General features: G+C 60.8%; 15 protein-coding genes. 7 read left to right on the forward strand and 8 right to left on the reverse strand.

Features of this window, described 5'->3' with window-relative positions; translation table 11 throughout:
• Positions 1 to 171: 171 nt before the first annotated feature.
• Positions 172 to 2,412, forward strand: coding sequence for a TonB-dependent siderophore receptor (locus AC1Q8Q_RS03390; protein ID WP_492614829.1), 2,241 nt, complete (start codon positions 172 to 174; stop codon positions 2,410 to 2,412).
• Positions 2,413 to 2,521: 109 nt separating this feature from the next.
• Positions 2,522 to 2,737: a hypothetical protein gene (locus AC1Q8Q_RS03395; protein WP_020797165.1), complete on the forward strand. Its 216-nt coding sequence runs from the start codon at positions 2,522 to 2,524 to the stop codon at positions 2,735 to 2,737.
• Positions 2,738 to 2,869: 132 nt separating this feature from the next.
• On the opposite strand, the gene AC1Q8Q_RS03400 is transcribed toward AC1Q8Q_RS03395, so the two are convergent.
• From AC1Q8Q_RS03400 to zapE, 3 genes are all read right to left on the reverse strand, one after another.
• Positions 2,870 to 3,361: a GNAT family N-acetyltransferase gene (locus AC1Q8Q_RS03400; RefSeq protein ID WP_020797166.1), complete on the reverse strand. Its 492-nt coding sequence runs from the start codon at positions 3,359 to 3,361 to the stop codon at positions 2,870 to 2,872.
• Positions 3,362 to 3,499: 138 nt separating this feature from the next.
• Positions 3,500 to 4,081 (reverse strand): DinB family protein, encoded by a 582-nt coding sequence (locus tag AC1Q8Q_RS03405; RefSeq protein WP_020797167.1) that lies wholly within the window; start codon positions 4,079 to 4,081, stop codon positions 3,500 to 3,502.
• A gap of 18 nt (positions 4,082 to 4,099) precedes the next feature.
• On the reverse strand, positions 4,100 to 5,218 hold the full coding sequence (gene zapE / locus AC1Q8Q_RS03410) for a cell division protein ZapE (RefSeq protein WP_492614852.1): 1,119 nt from the start codon (positions 5,216 to 5,218) through the stop codon (positions 4,100 to 4,102).
• A gap of 168 nt (positions 5,219 to 5,386) precedes the next feature.
• Between zapE and AC1Q8Q_RS03415 the strand changes: the two genes are divergently transcribed.
• Positions 5,387 to 6,439, forward strand: coding sequence for an aldo/keto reductase (locus AC1Q8Q_RS03415; RefSeq protein ID WP_168758225.1), 1,053 nt, complete (start codon positions 5,387 to 5,389; stop codon positions 6,437 to 6,439).
• Positions 6,440 to 6,463: 24 nt separating this feature from the next.
• Here AC1Q8Q_RS03415 and speB read toward each other — a convergent pair whose 3' ends face one another.
• Both speB and AC1Q8Q_RS03425 read right to left on the reverse strand, forming a co-directional pair.
• The gene (speB, locus tag AC1Q8Q_RS03420) at positions 6,464 to 7,423 is read right to left on the reverse strand and encodes an agmatinase (RefSeq protein WP_083349175.1); all 960 of its coding nucleotides are present in this window, start codon (positions 7,421 to 7,423) and stop codon (positions 6,464 to 6,466) included.
• A gap of 13 nt (positions 7,424 to 7,436) precedes the next feature.
• Complete coding sequence (locus tag AC1Q8Q_RS03425) at positions 7,437 to 8,528, reverse strand: polyamine ABC transporter substrate-binding protein (protein ID WP_432668196.1); 1,092 nt, start codon at positions 8,526 to 8,528, stop codon at positions 7,437 to 7,439.
• Between the two features lie 101 nt (positions 8,529 to 8,629).
• Here AC1Q8Q_RS03425 and AC1Q8Q_RS03430 point away from each other — a divergent pair, with 101 nt between their 5' ends.
• Together AC1Q8Q_RS03430 and AC1Q8Q_RS03435 are read left to right on the forward strand one after the other, a co-directional pair.
• Positions 8,630 to 9,523: a LysR family transcriptional regulator gene (locus tag AC1Q8Q_RS03430; protein WP_432668197.1), complete on the forward strand. Its 894-nt coding sequence runs from the start codon at positions 8,630 to 8,632 to the stop codon at positions 9,521 to 9,523.
• A gap of 189 nt (positions 9,524 to 9,712) precedes the next feature.
• Positions 9,713 to 11,140 (forward strand): nucleobase:cation symporter-2 family protein, encoded by a 1,428-nt coding sequence (locus tag AC1Q8Q_RS03435; RefSeq protein WP_083349177.1) that lies wholly within the window; start codon positions 9,713 to 9,715, stop codon positions 11,138 to 11,140.
• On the opposite strand, the gene AC1Q8Q_RS03440 is transcribed toward AC1Q8Q_RS03435, so the two are convergent.
• The gene (locus tag AC1Q8Q_RS03440) at positions 11,130 to 12,053 is read right to left on the reverse strand and encodes a carbon-nitrogen hydrolase family protein (protein WP_432668198.1); all 924 of its coding nucleotides are present in this window, start codon (positions 12,051 to 12,053) and stop codon (positions 11,130 to 11,132) included. The genes AC1Q8Q_RS03435 and AC1Q8Q_RS03440 overlap by 11 nt on opposite strands.
• 84 nt (positions 12,054 to 12,137) lie before the next feature.
• Between AC1Q8Q_RS03440 and AC1Q8Q_RS03445 the strand changes: the two genes are divergently transcribed.
• Entirely contained in the window at positions 12,138 to 13,046 is a 909-nt protein-coding gene (locus tag AC1Q8Q_RS03445; RefSeq protein ID WP_432668199.1) for a LysR family transcriptional regulator, read from the forward strand.
• A gap of 120 nt (positions 13,047 to 13,166) precedes the next feature.
• Here the strand turns inward: AC1Q8Q_RS03445 and AC1Q8Q_RS03450 are convergent, their stop codons facing one another.
• A complete protein-coding gene (locus tag AC1Q8Q_RS03450; RefSeq protein WP_008061409.1) occupies positions 13,167 to 13,418 on the reverse strand; it encodes a hypothetical protein in 252 nt (83 codons plus the stop codon).
• Positions 13,419 to 13,582: 164 nt separating this feature from the next.
• On the opposite strand from AC1Q8Q_RS03450, the gene AC1Q8Q_RS03455 reads away from it, so the two are divergent.
• Positions 13,583 to 13,900, forward strand: coding sequence for an ElaB/YgaM/YqjD family protein (locus tag AC1Q8Q_RS03455; RefSeq protein WP_020797178.1), 318 nt, complete (start codon positions 13,583 to 13,585; stop codon positions 13,898 to 13,900).
• Positions 13,901 to 13,983: 83 nt separating this feature from the next.
• On the opposite strand, the gene AC1Q8Q_RS03460 is transcribed toward AC1Q8Q_RS03455, so the two are convergent.
• Positions 13,984 to 15,024, reverse strand: coding sequence for an Ldh family oxidoreductase (locus tag AC1Q8Q_RS03460; protein ID WP_020797179.1), 1,041 nt, complete (start codon positions 15,022 to 15,024; stop codon positions 13,984 to 13,986).
• Positions 15,025 to 15,205 lie beyond the last annotated feature (181 nt).

The following is a 15,205-nucleotide window of genomic DNA, read 5'->3' on the forward strand; positions in this document are numbered from 1 at the left end:
TTGATGTTGATTGATCCATCGCCATCGCGAGCAGGCTCGCTCCCACAGTTGTTTCGTGTTGTAGGAAGCAACGTCATAATAATAATTATTCTCGTTTACCCCTAAATCCCTCCCCCCTCCTTCGTCTTTGCATAAACGGAATTTTCCCTCGACGACAAGGAGTCGGCCGCGATGTTCGCGCCTATCACCCGTTCCATTACTTTTACCCTTGGCCTGTGCGGCGCCGCACTGAGCCCGGATCTACTGGCTGAATCCGAGACCGAGCCCGCCCCGCTGGCGTCCATCCTCATGCTCGGTGCCACCAACGTCACCGCCCAGAACCTGGGCAGCACTACTGAAAACACCGAGTCGTACACCACCGGTGCCATGAGCACGGCCACCCGCCTGAACCTGTCGATCAAGGACACGCCGCAATCGGTTTCCGTGGTCACGCGCCAGCAAATGGACGATTTCAAACTCGGTAGCCTGTCCGAAGCCATGAGCCAGACCACAGGCGTGGTGGTCCAGCACAACGACTCGGACCGTGTCAGCTATTCCTCGCGTGGCTACACGATCAACAATTTCCAGGTCGATGGCATGCTGAATACCTTTAGCTACATGAAGTCCGATTCCGACACCATCATCTACGACCGCATCGAAGTGGTACGCGGTGCAACGGGCTTGACCACCGGCGCAGGCGACCCTTCGGCCACCATCAACATGGTGCGCAAGCGACCGACTTCGCAGTGGGAGGCCAAGACCGGCGTCAGTGGCGGCAGCTATGACGACTACTACAGCTACCTGGACGTCGGCGGTCCGCTGGCTTTCGACGGGCGACTGCGCGGTCGTGGAGTGGTGGCCTATCGCGACAGCGATTCGTACCGGGACAAATACCAGCAGCAACGGGAAGTCGGCTACGGGGTGCTCGAGGCCGACCTGACCGACGACACCCTGCTGGCGGTGGGTTACGACTATCAGGACAAGCACGTGCAAGGTACGTCCTGGGGCACGGTGCCGTACTGGAACGCTGACGGCAGCAAGGCCAACCTTGGGCGCTCGACCAACATGGCCACGTCCTGGAGTTCCTGGCCGCTCAAGGACAAGACTGCGTTCGCCAACCTCGATCACCAGCTCGGTGGCGGGTGGCAAATCAAGGCCGCCTACACCCACCGTGAAAGTGACACCGACGGCAAGATCTACTATGCCGGTGGCGGCTTTCCCGAGGCGGACCGCAGCGGCATGGTCGCCAACGTCAGTCACATGATCGGCACGCAAAAAATGAAAGCCTATGACTTCAACGTGTCCGGCCCCTACACACTGCTGGGACGCGACCACGAAATGATGGTCGGCTATGGCGAGGCCGAACGCAGCGAAGAAAGTCCTTTCACGCAAGACGGCCCACGGGCCGCGGATTACGAAAACGTCCCCGACTGGAAGTACATGGGCAACATCGGCAAGTTTCCCGACACCGTAACCGGCCTTTCCGGGGCCAAAGACAACACTCGGCAAAAGGCCGGCTACCTGGCCACGCGCCTGAGCCTCACCGATGAACTGCACGCGGTACTCGGCAGCCGCTACGGCAGCTGGAAGGCCTCAAGCACCACCAACGCCTATGACGCCAACCTGCAACTGACCAGAATCGACCACAGCAGCCAACAGCACAATGATATGTGGACGCCGTACGCCGGGTTGCTCTACGACCTCACCCCGCAGTACACCGCATACGTCAGCTACACCGATATTTTCAAACCACAGTCCAACCGCGACAGCAATCGCAAGTACCTTGAACCTGTGGTCGGCAGTAACTATGAACTGGGTCTCAAGGGCAGCCTGCTCGAAGAGCGATTGAACCTCGCCACCGCGTTGTTCTGGAGCAAGCAGGACAACGTCGCGGAACTTGACGATTCCGTTCCGCCGGACCCGGTCACCGGCGAAGAGTTCTTCAAGTCCGGCGGCAAGGGCAACAAAGTCCAGGGTTTTGAAGCCGAGGCGTCAGGCGAAGTCATGCAGGGCTGGAACATGACCGCCGGTTACACCTACACCCACTCGGTCAACGGTGAAAAGGAACGTAACAACACCAACCAACCGTTGAACATGCTGCGCTTCTCCACGGCTTATCACTTGCCCGGCGAGTGGCAGCCGTTGACCGTGGGTGCTGCAGTGAACTGGCAGAGCGACGTGTATCGCAACGCCAGTCGCCCGGTCGGGCGCGGCGCCGATGGCAGCCTGGTCACTGCGCGCACGGACATCCGCCAGCAGGCCTACACCGTGGTCAACCTGATGTCGCGCTACGCATTCGACCGGCACCTGTCAGCCTCGTTGAACGTCAACAACCTGTTCGACAAGAAGTACTACGATAACGTCGGGTTCTATAACGGTGTGTATTGGGGCGATCCGCGCACGGTGACCCTGAGCCTGGACTGGACACTCTAGAGGCGATGTTAATTCCCATTTAACGGAATCGGCGGATAATGAGCGTTCGACTTTGATTCATTGACTCATGGACGAAAAGCATCCGACATCTGTAAGTGGGAGGCACACCATGAAAAGATCCACGTTGATCCTCGCAGTCCTGATGACGTTAGGCTCCGCCAGCGCCTTTGCCGAAGGCGGCGCCGAACGCATGCGCTACTACTACGAGACCTTGCACTACAACCAGCAGGTGGCGCTGGGCAACATCACGCCAGGCCAGGCGAAGGAACTGCGAGTGCCGGACGATCAAACCGCGCAAATGACCGAGTCCTATAGGCCGAAATGATTGACCTCTGACTGTCTGTCTTTCTGTAGGAGCGAGCATGCTCGCGATGGTGGTCAACGATGACGCGGGGCACCAGATACCCCTCGTTGTCCTTGAGTCCATCGCGAGCATGCTCGCTCCTACACAGGGGGATTAAAGCGGCTTGATCCAGAACATCATGCGCCCGTGCGCCGGATCGAACTCTCCCGGGGCAAAGCCGAACCTGGTGTAGGACGCCTGCGCCGGCCCATTGCCTTCCAGCACCTCAAGGGTGATCTTGCAGCAGCCGCGCTGGCGAGCGATGTCCTCGACCTTGTGCAGCATCCGCTGGCTCAGACCCAAGCCGCGAAACTTCGGCACCACCGCCACGTCGTGCACGTTGACCAATGGCCGACAGGCAAAGGTCGAAAACCCTTCAAAGCAATTGATCAACCCGGCCGGTTCGCCGCCCACGAAGGCCAGCACGCTGAACGCATGGGGGCGCTTGGCCAATTCAGCCGGCAGATGCTCCAGCACTGTGGCAGGAAGAGAATGACCACCCCCCATTGGATCTTCGGCGTAACTGTTCAATACCAGGCAGATCGCCTCGGCATGTACCGGATTGGTATAGCTGGCTTGAAGCACAAGAATTTCTGCGGAATCCATTTCCATCCTCGATCACATGAAGTAGTACCGGTGCGTAATTGGCATCGGAGTGCGACCCTATCCTGAGCGTCATGTGTGTTGCAAGATCAAAAGGCCGCAGCCTTCGGCAGCGCCTGCAGAGGCTGCGATCTTTTGATTTCAATGCCCCCAGATCAACGCTTCGGTCCATCCCAGCTCGGCAAAATCCTCAGCCCGCAGGTGCGACTCGCCGGCACAGAAAAACTCGTCCAGCTGCGGCGGCTTCACCGAAGTCCCACTGAGCATCGCGTGCACCTGCCCGCGATGATGAATCTGATGCTCGAAAAGATGCGACAGCAGGCGCAGGCGGCTGTCGTATTGCGGTGTATCCCGGGCAATGGTCACGATCTTGCCGAGGTCGACGTCGCGCATTTGTTCGCAGTAGGCGATCAATCGCCGGTCGACCTGCGCCTGTTCGCGCTTGAGGTCGACGGCCTGGGTAAACGGCTCGTCGTCCTTGAAGAACACGTAGCAATCAGGATGAGGGTCGTCACCGCGCAACTCGCGCTCAAGGGCATCCACGTAAAACCAGTCGCAGGTCAGGATGTGGTTGAGGGTTGCGATGATACTGGGAAAGAAGCTGACCCGGGGGGCCGCCAACGCCTCCTGGCTCAACTGACACCAGGCCTTGGCCAACCGGTGATTGGCCCAGGCATTCTGATAGGCCATGGTCAACAAATGGTGTGACAGAGGTTGATTCATGTTCACGCCTCCTGGAATTCACGCCTCGGCAAAACGTTGCAGCTGCATTTCCTGCAGGCGACTGAGGGTGCGGCGGAACGGAAATTCCAGGTAGCCCTCAGTGTAAAGCGCGTCCATGGGCACCTGGGCTTCGAGGTACAGCGGCACTTTACGGTCGTAACACTCGTCCACCAGCGCGATGAAACGCCGTACGCCATCATCGTGCACCGACAACTGCGGCAATTCTCGGTCGCCTGCCACCACGCGCTCGACCCCGTCCTCAGTGCCCCGGGCAATGCGCCCGGCGCGTTTCTGCGCGCTGAGGTTGGGCACGTCACCTAGAAGAATAGCGCTGAAGGTGTCGCACAGGGTCATGAAATCCATCGCGGCAAAGGGCTGCTCGCAGAGGTCGGCATAACGGCACCAAAGCACGCTCTGGCTGGCCTGCACCACTTCCAGCGAACGGTAGCCGACCTTGATCGGCGCGCTGGAAACCGCTTGGCCCAGGGTCAGTACCTTGAATACGTCTGCCAGTGCACAGGGCTGTCCGGGCGCCGCCACCCAGTAACGTTGCAAGCCCTGCCCCGGATGCAGGCGATGGTCTTCGCCGCCGTCCACCGCGATCACTTGCATGTGCTGCTTGATCGCGGCGATGGCCGGCGTGAAGCGATCGCGGTTGAAACCATCGGCGTACAACTGGTCCGGTGGCAGGTTGGAGGTGCAGACCACCACCACGCCCTGTTCAAACATCACCTGGAACAGGCGCCCGAGGATGATCGCGTCGCCGATGTCATTGACGAACAATTCGTCAAAGCACAGTACCCGCACTTCTTCGCTGAGTTCGCGGGCCAAGGCCTTCAATGGGTCGGCGGTACCGGTCAGCTGGAATGAACGCTGGTGCACCCAACCCATGAAATGGTGGAAATGCTGACGCCGGGCCGGCACCCGCAGGTTCTGGTAGAACTGGTCCATCAACCAGGTCTTGCCACGCCCGACCGGACCCCAGAGGTACACGCCCATCATCGGCCTGCGGCCTTCATGAAGCGCTTCATGGCACTTTTGCAGAGCCCAGACGGCATGTTCCTGAGCTTCGTCCTGGACGAAACCCTTCTGTTCGATCGCGTGCTGCCAGGCACTGAGGGGAGAGTCGACATTCATGCGCGGCAGTATGCCACCCGTCGACAGCGTCATCTGTGAAATCTCACGCCGTTTGTGTGCTTTTCGCTAAAGGAAAATACGCCTTGACGGAAAATATGATTGGCATCATATTTAATAGATGACACATAACATATAAATTATTCGAACGGTCCCTCAGGAGTCTCCCCCATGCATTACAAAGTTTTCGGCCGTAAAACCGGCTTGCGGGTTTCCGAACTGGCGTTGGGTGCCGGCAACTTTGGCACCGGCTGGGGTCATGGTGCCGAGCGCGAAGAAGCCAAGCGGATCTTTGATGGTTACCTCGCCGCGGGCGGTAATTTCATCGACACCGCCAACGGCTACCAAGCGGGCCAGTCGGAAGCCATGCTCAGCGAATTCATTGCAGTCGAACGCAACCATCTGGTCATCGCCAGTAAATACACGCTGGGCACGACGCCGGACGCCGGCATTTCCCACACCGGTAATAACCGCAAGAATATGGTTCGCGCCGTTGAAGAGAGCTTGAAGCGGCTGAAAACCGATCACCTGGACCTGTTCTGGGCACACATGAGCGACGGCGTGACGCCGATGGAAGAGATCCTGCGCGGTTTCGACGACCTAGTGCGCGCCGGCAAGATCCATTACGCCGGGCTGTCGAACTTTCCGGCGTGGCGCATCGCCCGCGCCGACCTGTTGGCCGAAGTGCGCGGTTTTGCGCCGATTGCTGCGATCCAGGTCGAGTACAGCCTGGCCGAACGCAGCGCCGAACGCGAACAACTGCCCATGGCTGAAGCCCTGGGCCTGGCCGCGACCCTGTGGTCACCGCTGGGAGGAGGTTTTCTCACCGGCAAATACCGCACTGGCGATGGCGACAACCGCGCCAGCAAACTGGGGATGTTGGTTCACGCCGAGAAAAGCGCCCGCGAGACCGCCCTGCTCGATACCCTGCTGGCCGTCGCCACGGAGCTGGGCGCGAGCCCCACCCACGTGGCCATTGCCTGGTTGCGCGAACAAGCCAGGCGCTCGACCACCACGCTGATTCCGATCCTGGGCTCGCGCACCCGTGAACAACTGGATGCAACCCTGGGGGCGTTGAACGTAGAACTGGACGAAGAGCATCTGGCGCGGCTCGACGGGGTCAGTGATGTGCCCAAGGGCGTGCCGCACGAATCCATAGCCGGGTCGTTCGCGCGGTTCAGCGGGGGTGTAACCCTGGATCTACCGAAAATTCCGGTGGCCTGACACCGCCCCCTGTAGGAGCGTGTGTTACAGATCGAGCTTATGTTTCGCCGCATACAGGCACAGCATCTCCATCGCCAGCGTCGCCGCCGCCAATGAAGTGATGTCCGCATTGTCGTAGGCCGGCGCCACCTCCACCACATCCATGCCCACCAGGTTGATCCCGCGCAAGCCGCCGAGGATTTCCAGCGCCTGCACGGTACTCAAGCCGCCACACACCGGGGTGCCGGTGCCCGGTGCGAACGCCGGGTCGAGACAATCGATGTCGAACGTCAGGTACACCGGGTTGTCGCCGACCCTTGCACGAATGGCCTCGACGATCGCATCGACGCCACGCCGGTGCACCTGCCGCGCGTCCAGCACCGCAAAGCCCTGGTGATCATCGTTGGTGGTGCGTAAACCGATCTGCACCGAACGTGACGGATCGACCAGTCCTTCCTTGGCCGCATGCCAGAACATGGTGCCGTGGTCGATGCGCTTGCCCTCTTCGTCCGGCCAGGTATCGCTGTGAGCGTCGAAGTGAATCAGCGACAGCGCACCATGCTTGCGCGCATGGGCCTTGAGCAGCGGATAGGTGATGAAATGGTCGCCGCCGAAGGTCAGCATGGCACTGCCCGCATCGAGGATGTGCTCGGCATGGGCTTCGATACGTTCGGGAGTCGACTGCGGCGAACCGTAGTCGAAGTCGCAGTCACCGAAGTCGACCACCGCCAGATGATCGAATGGGTCGAAGGTCCACGGCCAGTGGCGCTCCCAGGCGATCCCGGTGGACGCGGCACGGATTCCCCGGGGTCCGAAGCGGGCGCCGGGGCGGTTGCTGGTCGCGGTGTCGAACGGCACGCCGCTGACCGCGACGTCGACGCCGCGCAAGTCGCGGCTGTAGCGTCGGCGCATGAAGCTGGTGATGCCGGCATAGGTGCTTTCGGCGGCGGTTCCATAAAGGCTGTCACGGGTGATGGCCTGGTCGTTCTGCAGGGGGACGTCCATTGAAGGATCCTTGTTATTGGCGGCTACGGAAAGTGGTCCACACGCGGGTACGCTGGCGCATGTCCTTGAGGCTCATGCTGCGGTCGGCGTACAGGCGCTGACGGATGTCGGCGGGTGGAAATATGTCCGGGTCGCTGCGCACCGCCTCGTCGACCAGCGGCGTCGCGGCCTGGTTGGCGGTGGCGAAGAACAGCGTGTTGGTGAGCGCGGCGACGGACTCGGGGCGCAACATGAATTCGATGAATTGGCGCGCGGCTTCGGGGTGTGGCGCATCCTTGGGGATCGCCAGGTTGTCCTGCCAAACCAGGGTGCCTTCCTTGGGAATCCGGTAGGCGATTTCATAGGGCTTGTTGGCCTTGCGCGCCTGATCGGCAGCCATGCTGGCATCACCGTTGTAAGCCAGGGCCAGGCAGACGCTGCCGTTGGCCAGGTCGTTGATCTGCCGGCCGCTTGCGACATACAGCACCGAAGGCTGTAGTTGATGCAGCAGCGCTTGCGCCGCGTCGAGATCTTTCTTGTCGGTGCTGTAGGGGTCCTTGCCCAGGTAATGCAATGCCAGGCCGATCACTTCCTGCGGCGAGTCGATGATCGCAATGCCGCAGTCCTTGAGCTTGCTGGCGTACTCGGGTTTGAACAGCAGGTCCAGGCTGTTGAGCGGCACGTTCGGCAGGCGATTGTGCAGCGCCTCGATATTCATCCCCAACCCCAGGGTGCCCCAAGTGTAAGGCACGCCGAATTGATTGCCGGGATCAACCGCAGCGAGTTTCTCCAGCAAGTCCGGATCAAGATTGGCGTAGCCCTTCAAGCCTTCGTGGGCGATGGCTTGCAACGCACCGGCCGCCAGGCCACGGGCCAGGACACTGGACGACGGCACCACCACGTCATAGCCACTGCCGCCGGTGAGTAATTTGGTTTCCAGTACTTCCGGCGCATCAAACGTGTCGTAGCGCACGTGAATACCGGTTTCCTGTTCAAAGCGCTGCAGGGTTTCGGGCGCGACGTAATCGGCCCAACTGTACAGATTGACGACTTTGTCCTCGGCCTGAGCCGCGGTGGCCATGGCAACGAACAGCGCGGGAACACACAGCTTGAATAGGCAATTCATGACCAACACCTGACCGGGGGAAGTGGATGCAGGATGCGTCGTCGATTACATTGGTAAAATATAAAGATTGTTAACCTGACATTATCCCGGAGTAATGTTTGATGCTCGGTCAACTGCATGACCTGGACCTTCAATTGCTGCGCCTGTTTGTCAGCGTGGTCGAGTGCGGTGGCTTCAGCGCAGCCCAGGGTGAACTGGGCCTGAGCCAGTCGAGCATCAGCCAGCAAATGGCCAGGCTGGAGACCCGTCTCGGCTATCGCTTGTGCAGCCGTGGCAAGGGTGGCTTTCGGATCACGCCCAAAGGCGAACAATTGCTTGGCGCGACGCGCAGCCTGTTCCAGTCCATCGAGGCGTTTCGTCACCAATCCAACGGCGTGGCCGGGCGCTTGATCGGCGAGGTACGCCTGGGCTTGTCCGAAGCGCTCGACCAATCGGTATTGCAGCGGGTGGCCGAAGCGATCCGGCGCTTTCGCGAGCGTGACGAATCGGTGCGCATCGAGTTGATGAGCGCCATGCCCGGCGACATGGAGCGCTTGCTGTTGCAGCAGCGGCTGGACCTGGCCATCGGATATTTCTCGCAGATCCAGAGCGCGTTTGACTACCGCGAGCTGTTTACCGAAACCCAGCACCTGTATTGCGCCGTTGGCCATCCCTTGTTCACCGACGAGGCGCCGGATGACCAGGCGCTCCAGGCGTGCGACCGGGTCGATCACCCCTACCGCTTCCTGCGCAGCGACGAGCCCTTTCAAGGCAAGGTCTGCTCGGCGCGCTCCGAGCAGGTCGAAGGCACCCTCGCCTTTATCCTGTCTGGCAAGCATGTGGGATATCTGCCCAGTCATTTCGCCCGCAGTTGGGAGGACAAGGGTTTGCTGCGGCCAGTACGTCGCGACGACTTGAGTTTCGAGGTGGCGTTTCACCTTGCTCGCCATCGCGCGCAGGTACCGGGGGATGCGCAGAAGGCGTTTGAAGAGGACCTGCTCGCGGCGTTTGCCTGAACACTCTGTGCCTTGGGTATGTATCCGTGGCGAGGGGATAAATCCCCTCGCCACAGATAAATCCACCCACCACAGATGAATGCCCTCACTACGGGATTGGGACAATCCCGAGTTTCTGTTTCAAAGTCTTTCTGGCATCCTGCGCCTCCATTTTCTGACCCGGCCCCGCCTCCCGGCACATAAACCACCATGACTTCCCCTGAAAAAACCCCGCGCCACAGTGACCTGCTCTACGGCCTCGACGACCGCCCGCACCTCACCGCCACGGTGTTCGCCGCGCTGCAGCACGTGCTCGCCAGCTTCGTCGGGATCATTACCCCGACACTGATCATGGGCAGTGCCCTGGGCTTGCAGAGCGAAATCCCCTACCTGATCAGCATGGCGCTGTTCGTCTCGGGCCTGGGCACTTTCGTCCAGGCGCGGCGCTTCGGTCCGGTGGGCTCGGGCCTGTTGTGCCTGCAAGGCACCAGTTTCTCGTTCATCAGCGTCATCCTCAGTGCCGGTTTCATGGTCAAGGCCCGAGGCGGCGGCACCGATGAAATCCTTTCGACGATCTTCGGCGTGTGCTTCTTCGCCGCCTTCATCGAAGTGGTGTTGAGCCAGTTCATCGGCAAGCTGCGGATGCTGATCACCCCGGTCGTGACCGGCACCATCATCACCCTGATGGGCCTGTCGTTGATCAAGGTCGCCATGACCGACATCGCTGGCGGCTTCGGCGCCCCCGACCTCGGCGCGGCCAGTCACCTGGGCCTGGCAGCCCTGGTGCTCGGCACCATCGTGATATTGAACCGGGTGGATGTACCGTTCCTGCGCCTGGGCGCGATTGTCATCGGCCTGACCCTCGGCTACGCAGTCGCGTGGATGCTGGGCCACGTCGATTTCGCCAGCTTGCCGGCCGTGCCGCTGATGAGCGTGCCGGTACCGTTCAAGTATGGCTTTGCCTTCGACTGGGTGGCGTTTGTCCCGGTGGCGGTAATTTTCCTGGTGTCGCCGCTGGAAGCGGCCGGTGACCTGACCGCCAACTCGATGATTTCCCGTCAACCGGTCAAAGGCCCGGTCTACATTCGCCGAATCAAATCCGGGCTGCTCGCCGACGGCCTCAACTCAGCCATGGCCGCGGTGTTCAACAGCATGCCGATGGTGACCTTCGCGCAGAACAACGGGGTGATCCAGCTGACCGGCGTGGCCAGCCGCTACGTGGCGTTTTTCATTGCCGGCCTGTTGGTGCTGCTGGGGCTGTTCCCGATGATCGGCGCCGTGCTGCAGCTGATGCCCAAGCCGGTGCTCGGCGGTGCTGAGCTGGTGATGTTCGGCACCGTCGCCGTGGCCGGGATCAAGATCCTCGCCGAAGCCGGTTTGCATCGACGCAACATGCTGATCGTGGCGATTTCCATCGGCATGGGCCTGGGTGTGGCGGCCGTGCCGGAAGTGTTGCGCGAGCTACCCAAGGCGCTGCATAACATCTTCGAATCGCCGATTACCGTCGGCGCGTTGTGCGCTATCGTGCTGAACATCTTCCTGCCCGAGGAATTCATCGAGCTGGAAGAAGACGATTTTGATCCGGAAGCCTCGATCCTCCAGGTCATGGAAAACCCGGAGGTGCCGGTCAAGTGTTGAACCTGACGCCGGGTTTGGCGCGCTCATCCACGGTCAACTCGAACACGTCAGGGCGGGCATAATGGCCGACGACGTCGTAGTCATAACGCGCGCGGATCAGGTCGTCGGTGTCGATTTGGGCGGTGAGTAATCCGCGCCCTCCCCTCAGCGGCCCGGCAAGTATGTCCCCCATCGGCCCGACGATCACGCTGCCGCCGGCAATCAACGGACGGTCCGCCGGCCAGTGGGGGATCTCCACGCCCAGGGCCTGCGGTGAGTCCTGGACCTGACAGGCGCTGATCACGAAGCAACGCCCTTCATGGGCGATGTGGCGCATACTCACCTGCCACATCTCCCGCTCGTCCACCGTGGGTGCGCACCACACCTCCACGCCTTTGGCGTACATCGCGGTGCGCAACAGCGGCATCATGTTTTCCCAGCACACCACCGCGCCGATCCGCCCTACCTGGCTGTCGATCACCGGTAAGGTCGAGCCATCACCCTTGCCCCAGATCAGCCGTTCGGTGCCCGTGGGCATCAGCTTTCGGTGTTTGGCGACCAGTCCAGCCTGCGGATCGAAATACAGCGCGGTGCAGTACAAGGTGCTGCCAGCGCGCTCGATCACACCAATGACCAGATTGGCCCCGGTGCGCGCCGACAGCCCCGCCAGCGCTTCGGTTTCCGCGCCAGGCACATCGATGGCGTTGGCGAAATATCGGGCAAATGCTTCCCGGCCTTCCGGCAGTCGGTAACCCAGTTGCGTGCCGAACCCCTCGCCCTTCGGGTAACCACCCAGCAACGCTTCGGGCATGACCACCAACGCCGCACCGGCTTCAAGGATGGCATTTTCGTACGAGAGAATCTGCTCCAGGGTCTCAGCCTTGCCGCCGGGTAGAGCGCCGATTTGCAGTGCTGCAACGATTGACTTGGGCATTGCGGTAACTCCGTTGGCATCAAGTGTTGCTCATTCTCGGATGGCATCGGATCATCAATAAAGCCCAACTCACTGCTAAATGATATGAACCAAATGAATATCGCCACCGTCGACCTTAACTTACTCAAAGTTTTCGAAGCCTTACACGAAGAGTCCAGCGCCAGCCGCGCGGCGTTGCGCCTGGGCGTCACGCAGTCGGCGGTGAGCGCGGCATTGCGCCGGCTGCGCGAGCTATATGGCGATCAGTTGTTTGTGCGCACCGGCCGCGGCCTGGCGCCGACGCTCAAGGCTAATCAGTTGAAACCGGTGGTCAGCGACGCGCTGAACAAATGCCGGCAAAGCCTGGCGATGGTCGACCCGGCGGCCCATCACTACGAAGGGCGCTCGGTCACAGTGGGCATGTCGGATGATTTCGAAATCGCCTACGGTCGCCGTTTGATCGAGGAAATCGCCCGTTGCGCGCCGAAACTGAGGCTGATCTTCCGCCAGACCCACAGTCAGATCGTCGCCCACGCCTTGATGGAACGCAGCATCGATCTGGCAATCACGGCCGGTGGGTTTGCCGAGCGGTTGCTCAGTCGCCAGGTATTGGGTGAAGGCGATTACCTGTGCCTGGTCGACCCGATGAGTCTCGCCGCGGGACAGCAAACCATCGAGCTTGAAGAGTTCGTCACCCGTGAACATATCCTGGTGTCATCGGGTGGCTTTATCGGGATCACTGACGAAGGATTGGCCGCACTGGGCCTTAGCCGCCGGGTGTGCGCTTCGACCACGCATTTCGCCGCGTTGCCATATCTGCTCAAGGGCAGCCAGGCGGTGGCGACCATTCCGGCCCATGCCGCCCGAAGCATCGCCACGCTCAGCGGCCTGGCACTACTGCCCTGCCCCCTGGCGTTGCCGCGCTACCCGATCGAAATGGGTTGGCGCACCAGCACCCAGCTCGATCCCGTAGTCGTGAAGGTGCGTGAAGCGATTGCCGCCAGCTTCCTGTAGGAGCGAGCACGCTCGCGAAAAACGTCCGGACAGCGTGGTCTCCCAGAAAGCCCTCGTTATCGTTGACGTCCATCGCGAGCTTGCTCGCTCCTACAGTAGATCGGGTACAGCCGCGAGAGATTATTTGGCCGCCATCAGCCGATTGACTTCACTTCGCACCATGTTCGAGAACTCCGGTGGCGACATGCCATCCAGCTCGGCGCGCACCCACTCGGCCCATTTGCCCTTGCGCTTGGCGCGCTCACCGAACAGACGTGCGGCTTCGCCCTTGGCCTTGCCCAGGTTGTTTTGCCAGAGTTCGAACAGACGGGATTTCTCGTCTTCCAGCGCTGCGCGCTCGGCAAGGGGTTTGTCGGCCAGATTGAAACTCATGGGAAATTACCTGCTGCGTAAATAGGCTACATCTTACACTGTAGGAAGAAATGTCCTGCGCTGGATTTTTCAACAGGATGGCGTCCGCACGCAATGTCACTGCAACTTTTTCTATCGCGGCGGACTCCATTGTTCACTGTCCATTACCTGCAAGGAGTCACCCAATGGCCCGCAAAACCGCCGCACAAGCTGCCGAAGACCAGATCAAGGACCAGGCTTTCAGCGAACTTCAGTCGCTGATCGAAGAGTCGGAAAAACTGCTCAAGAGCAGTGCGTCACTGGTCGGTGAAGAAGCAGACACGCTTCGTGGACAAATCTCCCAGAAACTCCAACAGGCACGGGACTCCGTTACCAGCGTCCGCGCTCGGACCCTGCCGGCGGTCGAAGCCACGCAAACCTACATAGGTGGGCACCCATGGCAGACCGTGGCCATTTCCGCCGGGTTTGGGTTGGTTGTGGGCTTGTTGTTGGGGCGACGGTAAGCACTACCGGCAAACAACCTCAAAATGAAATGCATTCCTTGTGGGAGCGGCTTGTTCGCTCCCACAAGTCCACATTTCAATATCTAGTCGCCAGCCAATTCCCGCAAATTCGCCAGCGTATCCGCATCGAGCTGGATGCCGCCCGCACTGGACTTGGCGCGCTGATGATGACGCCGATCACCCGGTAACCGCTTGAGCCCCACACCGTGCATCTGCCGCACCAACTCCTGGCTGCGCTCGGCAAAGCTCTGCCCGGCCGCCTTGGCCGGATCGATAACGATCAACAGTTGGCCGGTCCACGGAGTCTTGGCCCCCGGGTGGTTCTTCCAGTCGAACTCGAACGAGAAGTTGCCGCCGGTCAACGCCGCCGCCAAGAGCTCCACCATCATCGACAGCGCCGAACCTTTATGGCCACCAAACGGCAGCAACGCGCCTCCCTCCAGAATTGCCTGCGGGTCCTGGGTCGGCTGGCCAAGGCTGTCGACGCCCATGCCCTGCGGCAAACGTTCGCCCTTGCGCGCGGCGATCTGCACATCGCCATGGGCAATGGCGCTGGTAGCCAGGTCGAAGACAATTGGCTCACCGTCTGCCCGTGGGGCGGCGAAGGCAATCGGGTTGGTGCCGAACAGTGGGCGATCGGCGCCGTGTGGCACCACGCAGGTCATGCTGTTGACCACGCTCAACGCCACCAGCCCTTCATAGGCGAACGGCTCGACGTCCGGCCACAACGCCGCGAAGTGATGGGAGTTACGAATCGCCAACACCGCAATGCCGGCACTGCGAGCCTTTTCCACCAGCAAGGCGCGTGCGGCGGCGAGCGCCGGTTGGGCGAAACCATTGCCGGCATCCACCCGGACAAAACCCGAGGCCACGTCCTCGACCACAGGCACGGCCTGGCCATTGACCCAGCCGCTCTTGAGCGTGGACACATAACCGGGCATGCGGAACACGCCATGACTGTGGGCACCATCGCGCTCGGCACCGGCGCAGTTGAGGGCCAGTGTCCTGGCAACCTCGTTGGAGGTGCCGTGCCGAACGAAAATGCGTTCGAGCAACAGGACGAGAGAATCGAAATCCAGGGTTGAGTTGGCCGAACTGACTGCCATTTCAGGCGAAGCGGTCATCTGAAGCTCCAGTTTTATTGTTAGAGGCGGCGACATGTCGATTAAGCGCTTTCTTACCGGCGTCCTGTCAAGTCTCTCGCGCAAGCAATATGTACCGCACCCAACCTGATCCCGCTCCCTATTGTCGCCCCTCGATTCAACGACCTGCGCCGAACAGTGTCGCAGTCCAACGAGGAAGCAT

It is taken from the genome of Pseudomonas sp. GW823-FHT06B06 (genome assembly GCF_058795195.1).

Excerpts from the sequence above, each read along its gene's own strand:
- AC1Q8Q_RS03390 (WP_492614829.1), top strand. The coding sequence starts at position 172 with ATGTTCGCGCCTATCACCCGTTCCATTACTTTTACCCTTGGCCTGTGC.
- AC1Q8Q_RS03395 (WP_020797165.1), top strand. The coding sequence starts at position 2,522 with ATGAAAAGATCCACGTTGATCCTCGCAGTCCTGATGACGTTAGGCTCC.
- AC1Q8Q_RS03400 (WP_020797166.1), bottom strand. The coding sequence starts at position 3,361 with ATGGATTCCGCAGAAATTCTTGTGCTTCAAGCCAGCTATACCAATCCG.
- AC1Q8Q_RS03405 (WP_020797167.1), bottom strand. The coding sequence starts at position 4,081 with ATGAATCAACCTCTGTCACACCATTTGTTGACCATGGCCTATCAGAAT.
- zapE (WP_492614852.1), bottom strand. The coding sequence starts at position 5,218 with ATGAATGTCGACTCTCCCCTCAGTGCCTGGCAGCACGCGATCGAACAG.
- AC1Q8Q_RS03415 (WP_168758225.1), top strand. The coding sequence starts at position 5,387 with ATGCATTACAAAGTTTTCGGCCGTAAAACCGGCTTGCGGGTTTCCGAA.
- speB (WP_083349175.1), bottom strand. The coding sequence starts at position 7,423 with ATGGACGTCCCCCTGCAGAACGACCAGGCCATCACCCGTGACAGCCTT.
- AC1Q8Q_RS03425 (WP_432668196.1), bottom strand. The coding sequence starts at position 8,528 with ATGAATTGCCTATTCAAGCTGTGTGTTCCCGCGCTGTTCGTTGCCATG.
- AC1Q8Q_RS03430 (WP_432668197.1), top strand. The coding sequence starts at position 8,630 with ATGCTCGGTCAACTGCATGACCTGGACCTTCAATTGCTGCGCCTGTTT.
- AC1Q8Q_RS03435 (WP_083349177.1), top strand. The coding sequence starts at position 9,713 with ATGACTTCCCCTGAAAAAACCCCGCGCCACAGTGACCTGCTCTACGGC.
- AC1Q8Q_RS03440 (WP_432668198.1), bottom strand. The coding sequence starts at position 12,053 with ATGCCCAAGTCAATCGTTGCAGCACTGCAAATCGGCGCTCTACCCGGC.
- AC1Q8Q_RS03445 (WP_432668199.1), top strand. The coding sequence starts at position 12,138 with ATGAACCAAATGAATATCGCCACCGTCGACCTTAACTTACTCAAAGTT.
- AC1Q8Q_RS03450 (WP_008061409.1), bottom strand. The coding sequence starts at position 13,418 with ATGAGTTTCAATCTGGCCGACAAACCCCTTGCCGAGCGCGCAGCGCTG.
- AC1Q8Q_RS03455 (WP_020797178.1), top strand. The coding sequence starts at position 13,583 with ATGGCCCGCAAAACCGCCGCACAAGCTGCCGAAGACCAGATCAAGGAC.
- AC1Q8Q_RS03460 (WP_020797179.1), bottom strand. The coding sequence starts at position 15,024 with ATGACCGCTTCGCCTGAAATGGCAGTCAGTTCGGCCAACTCAACCCTG.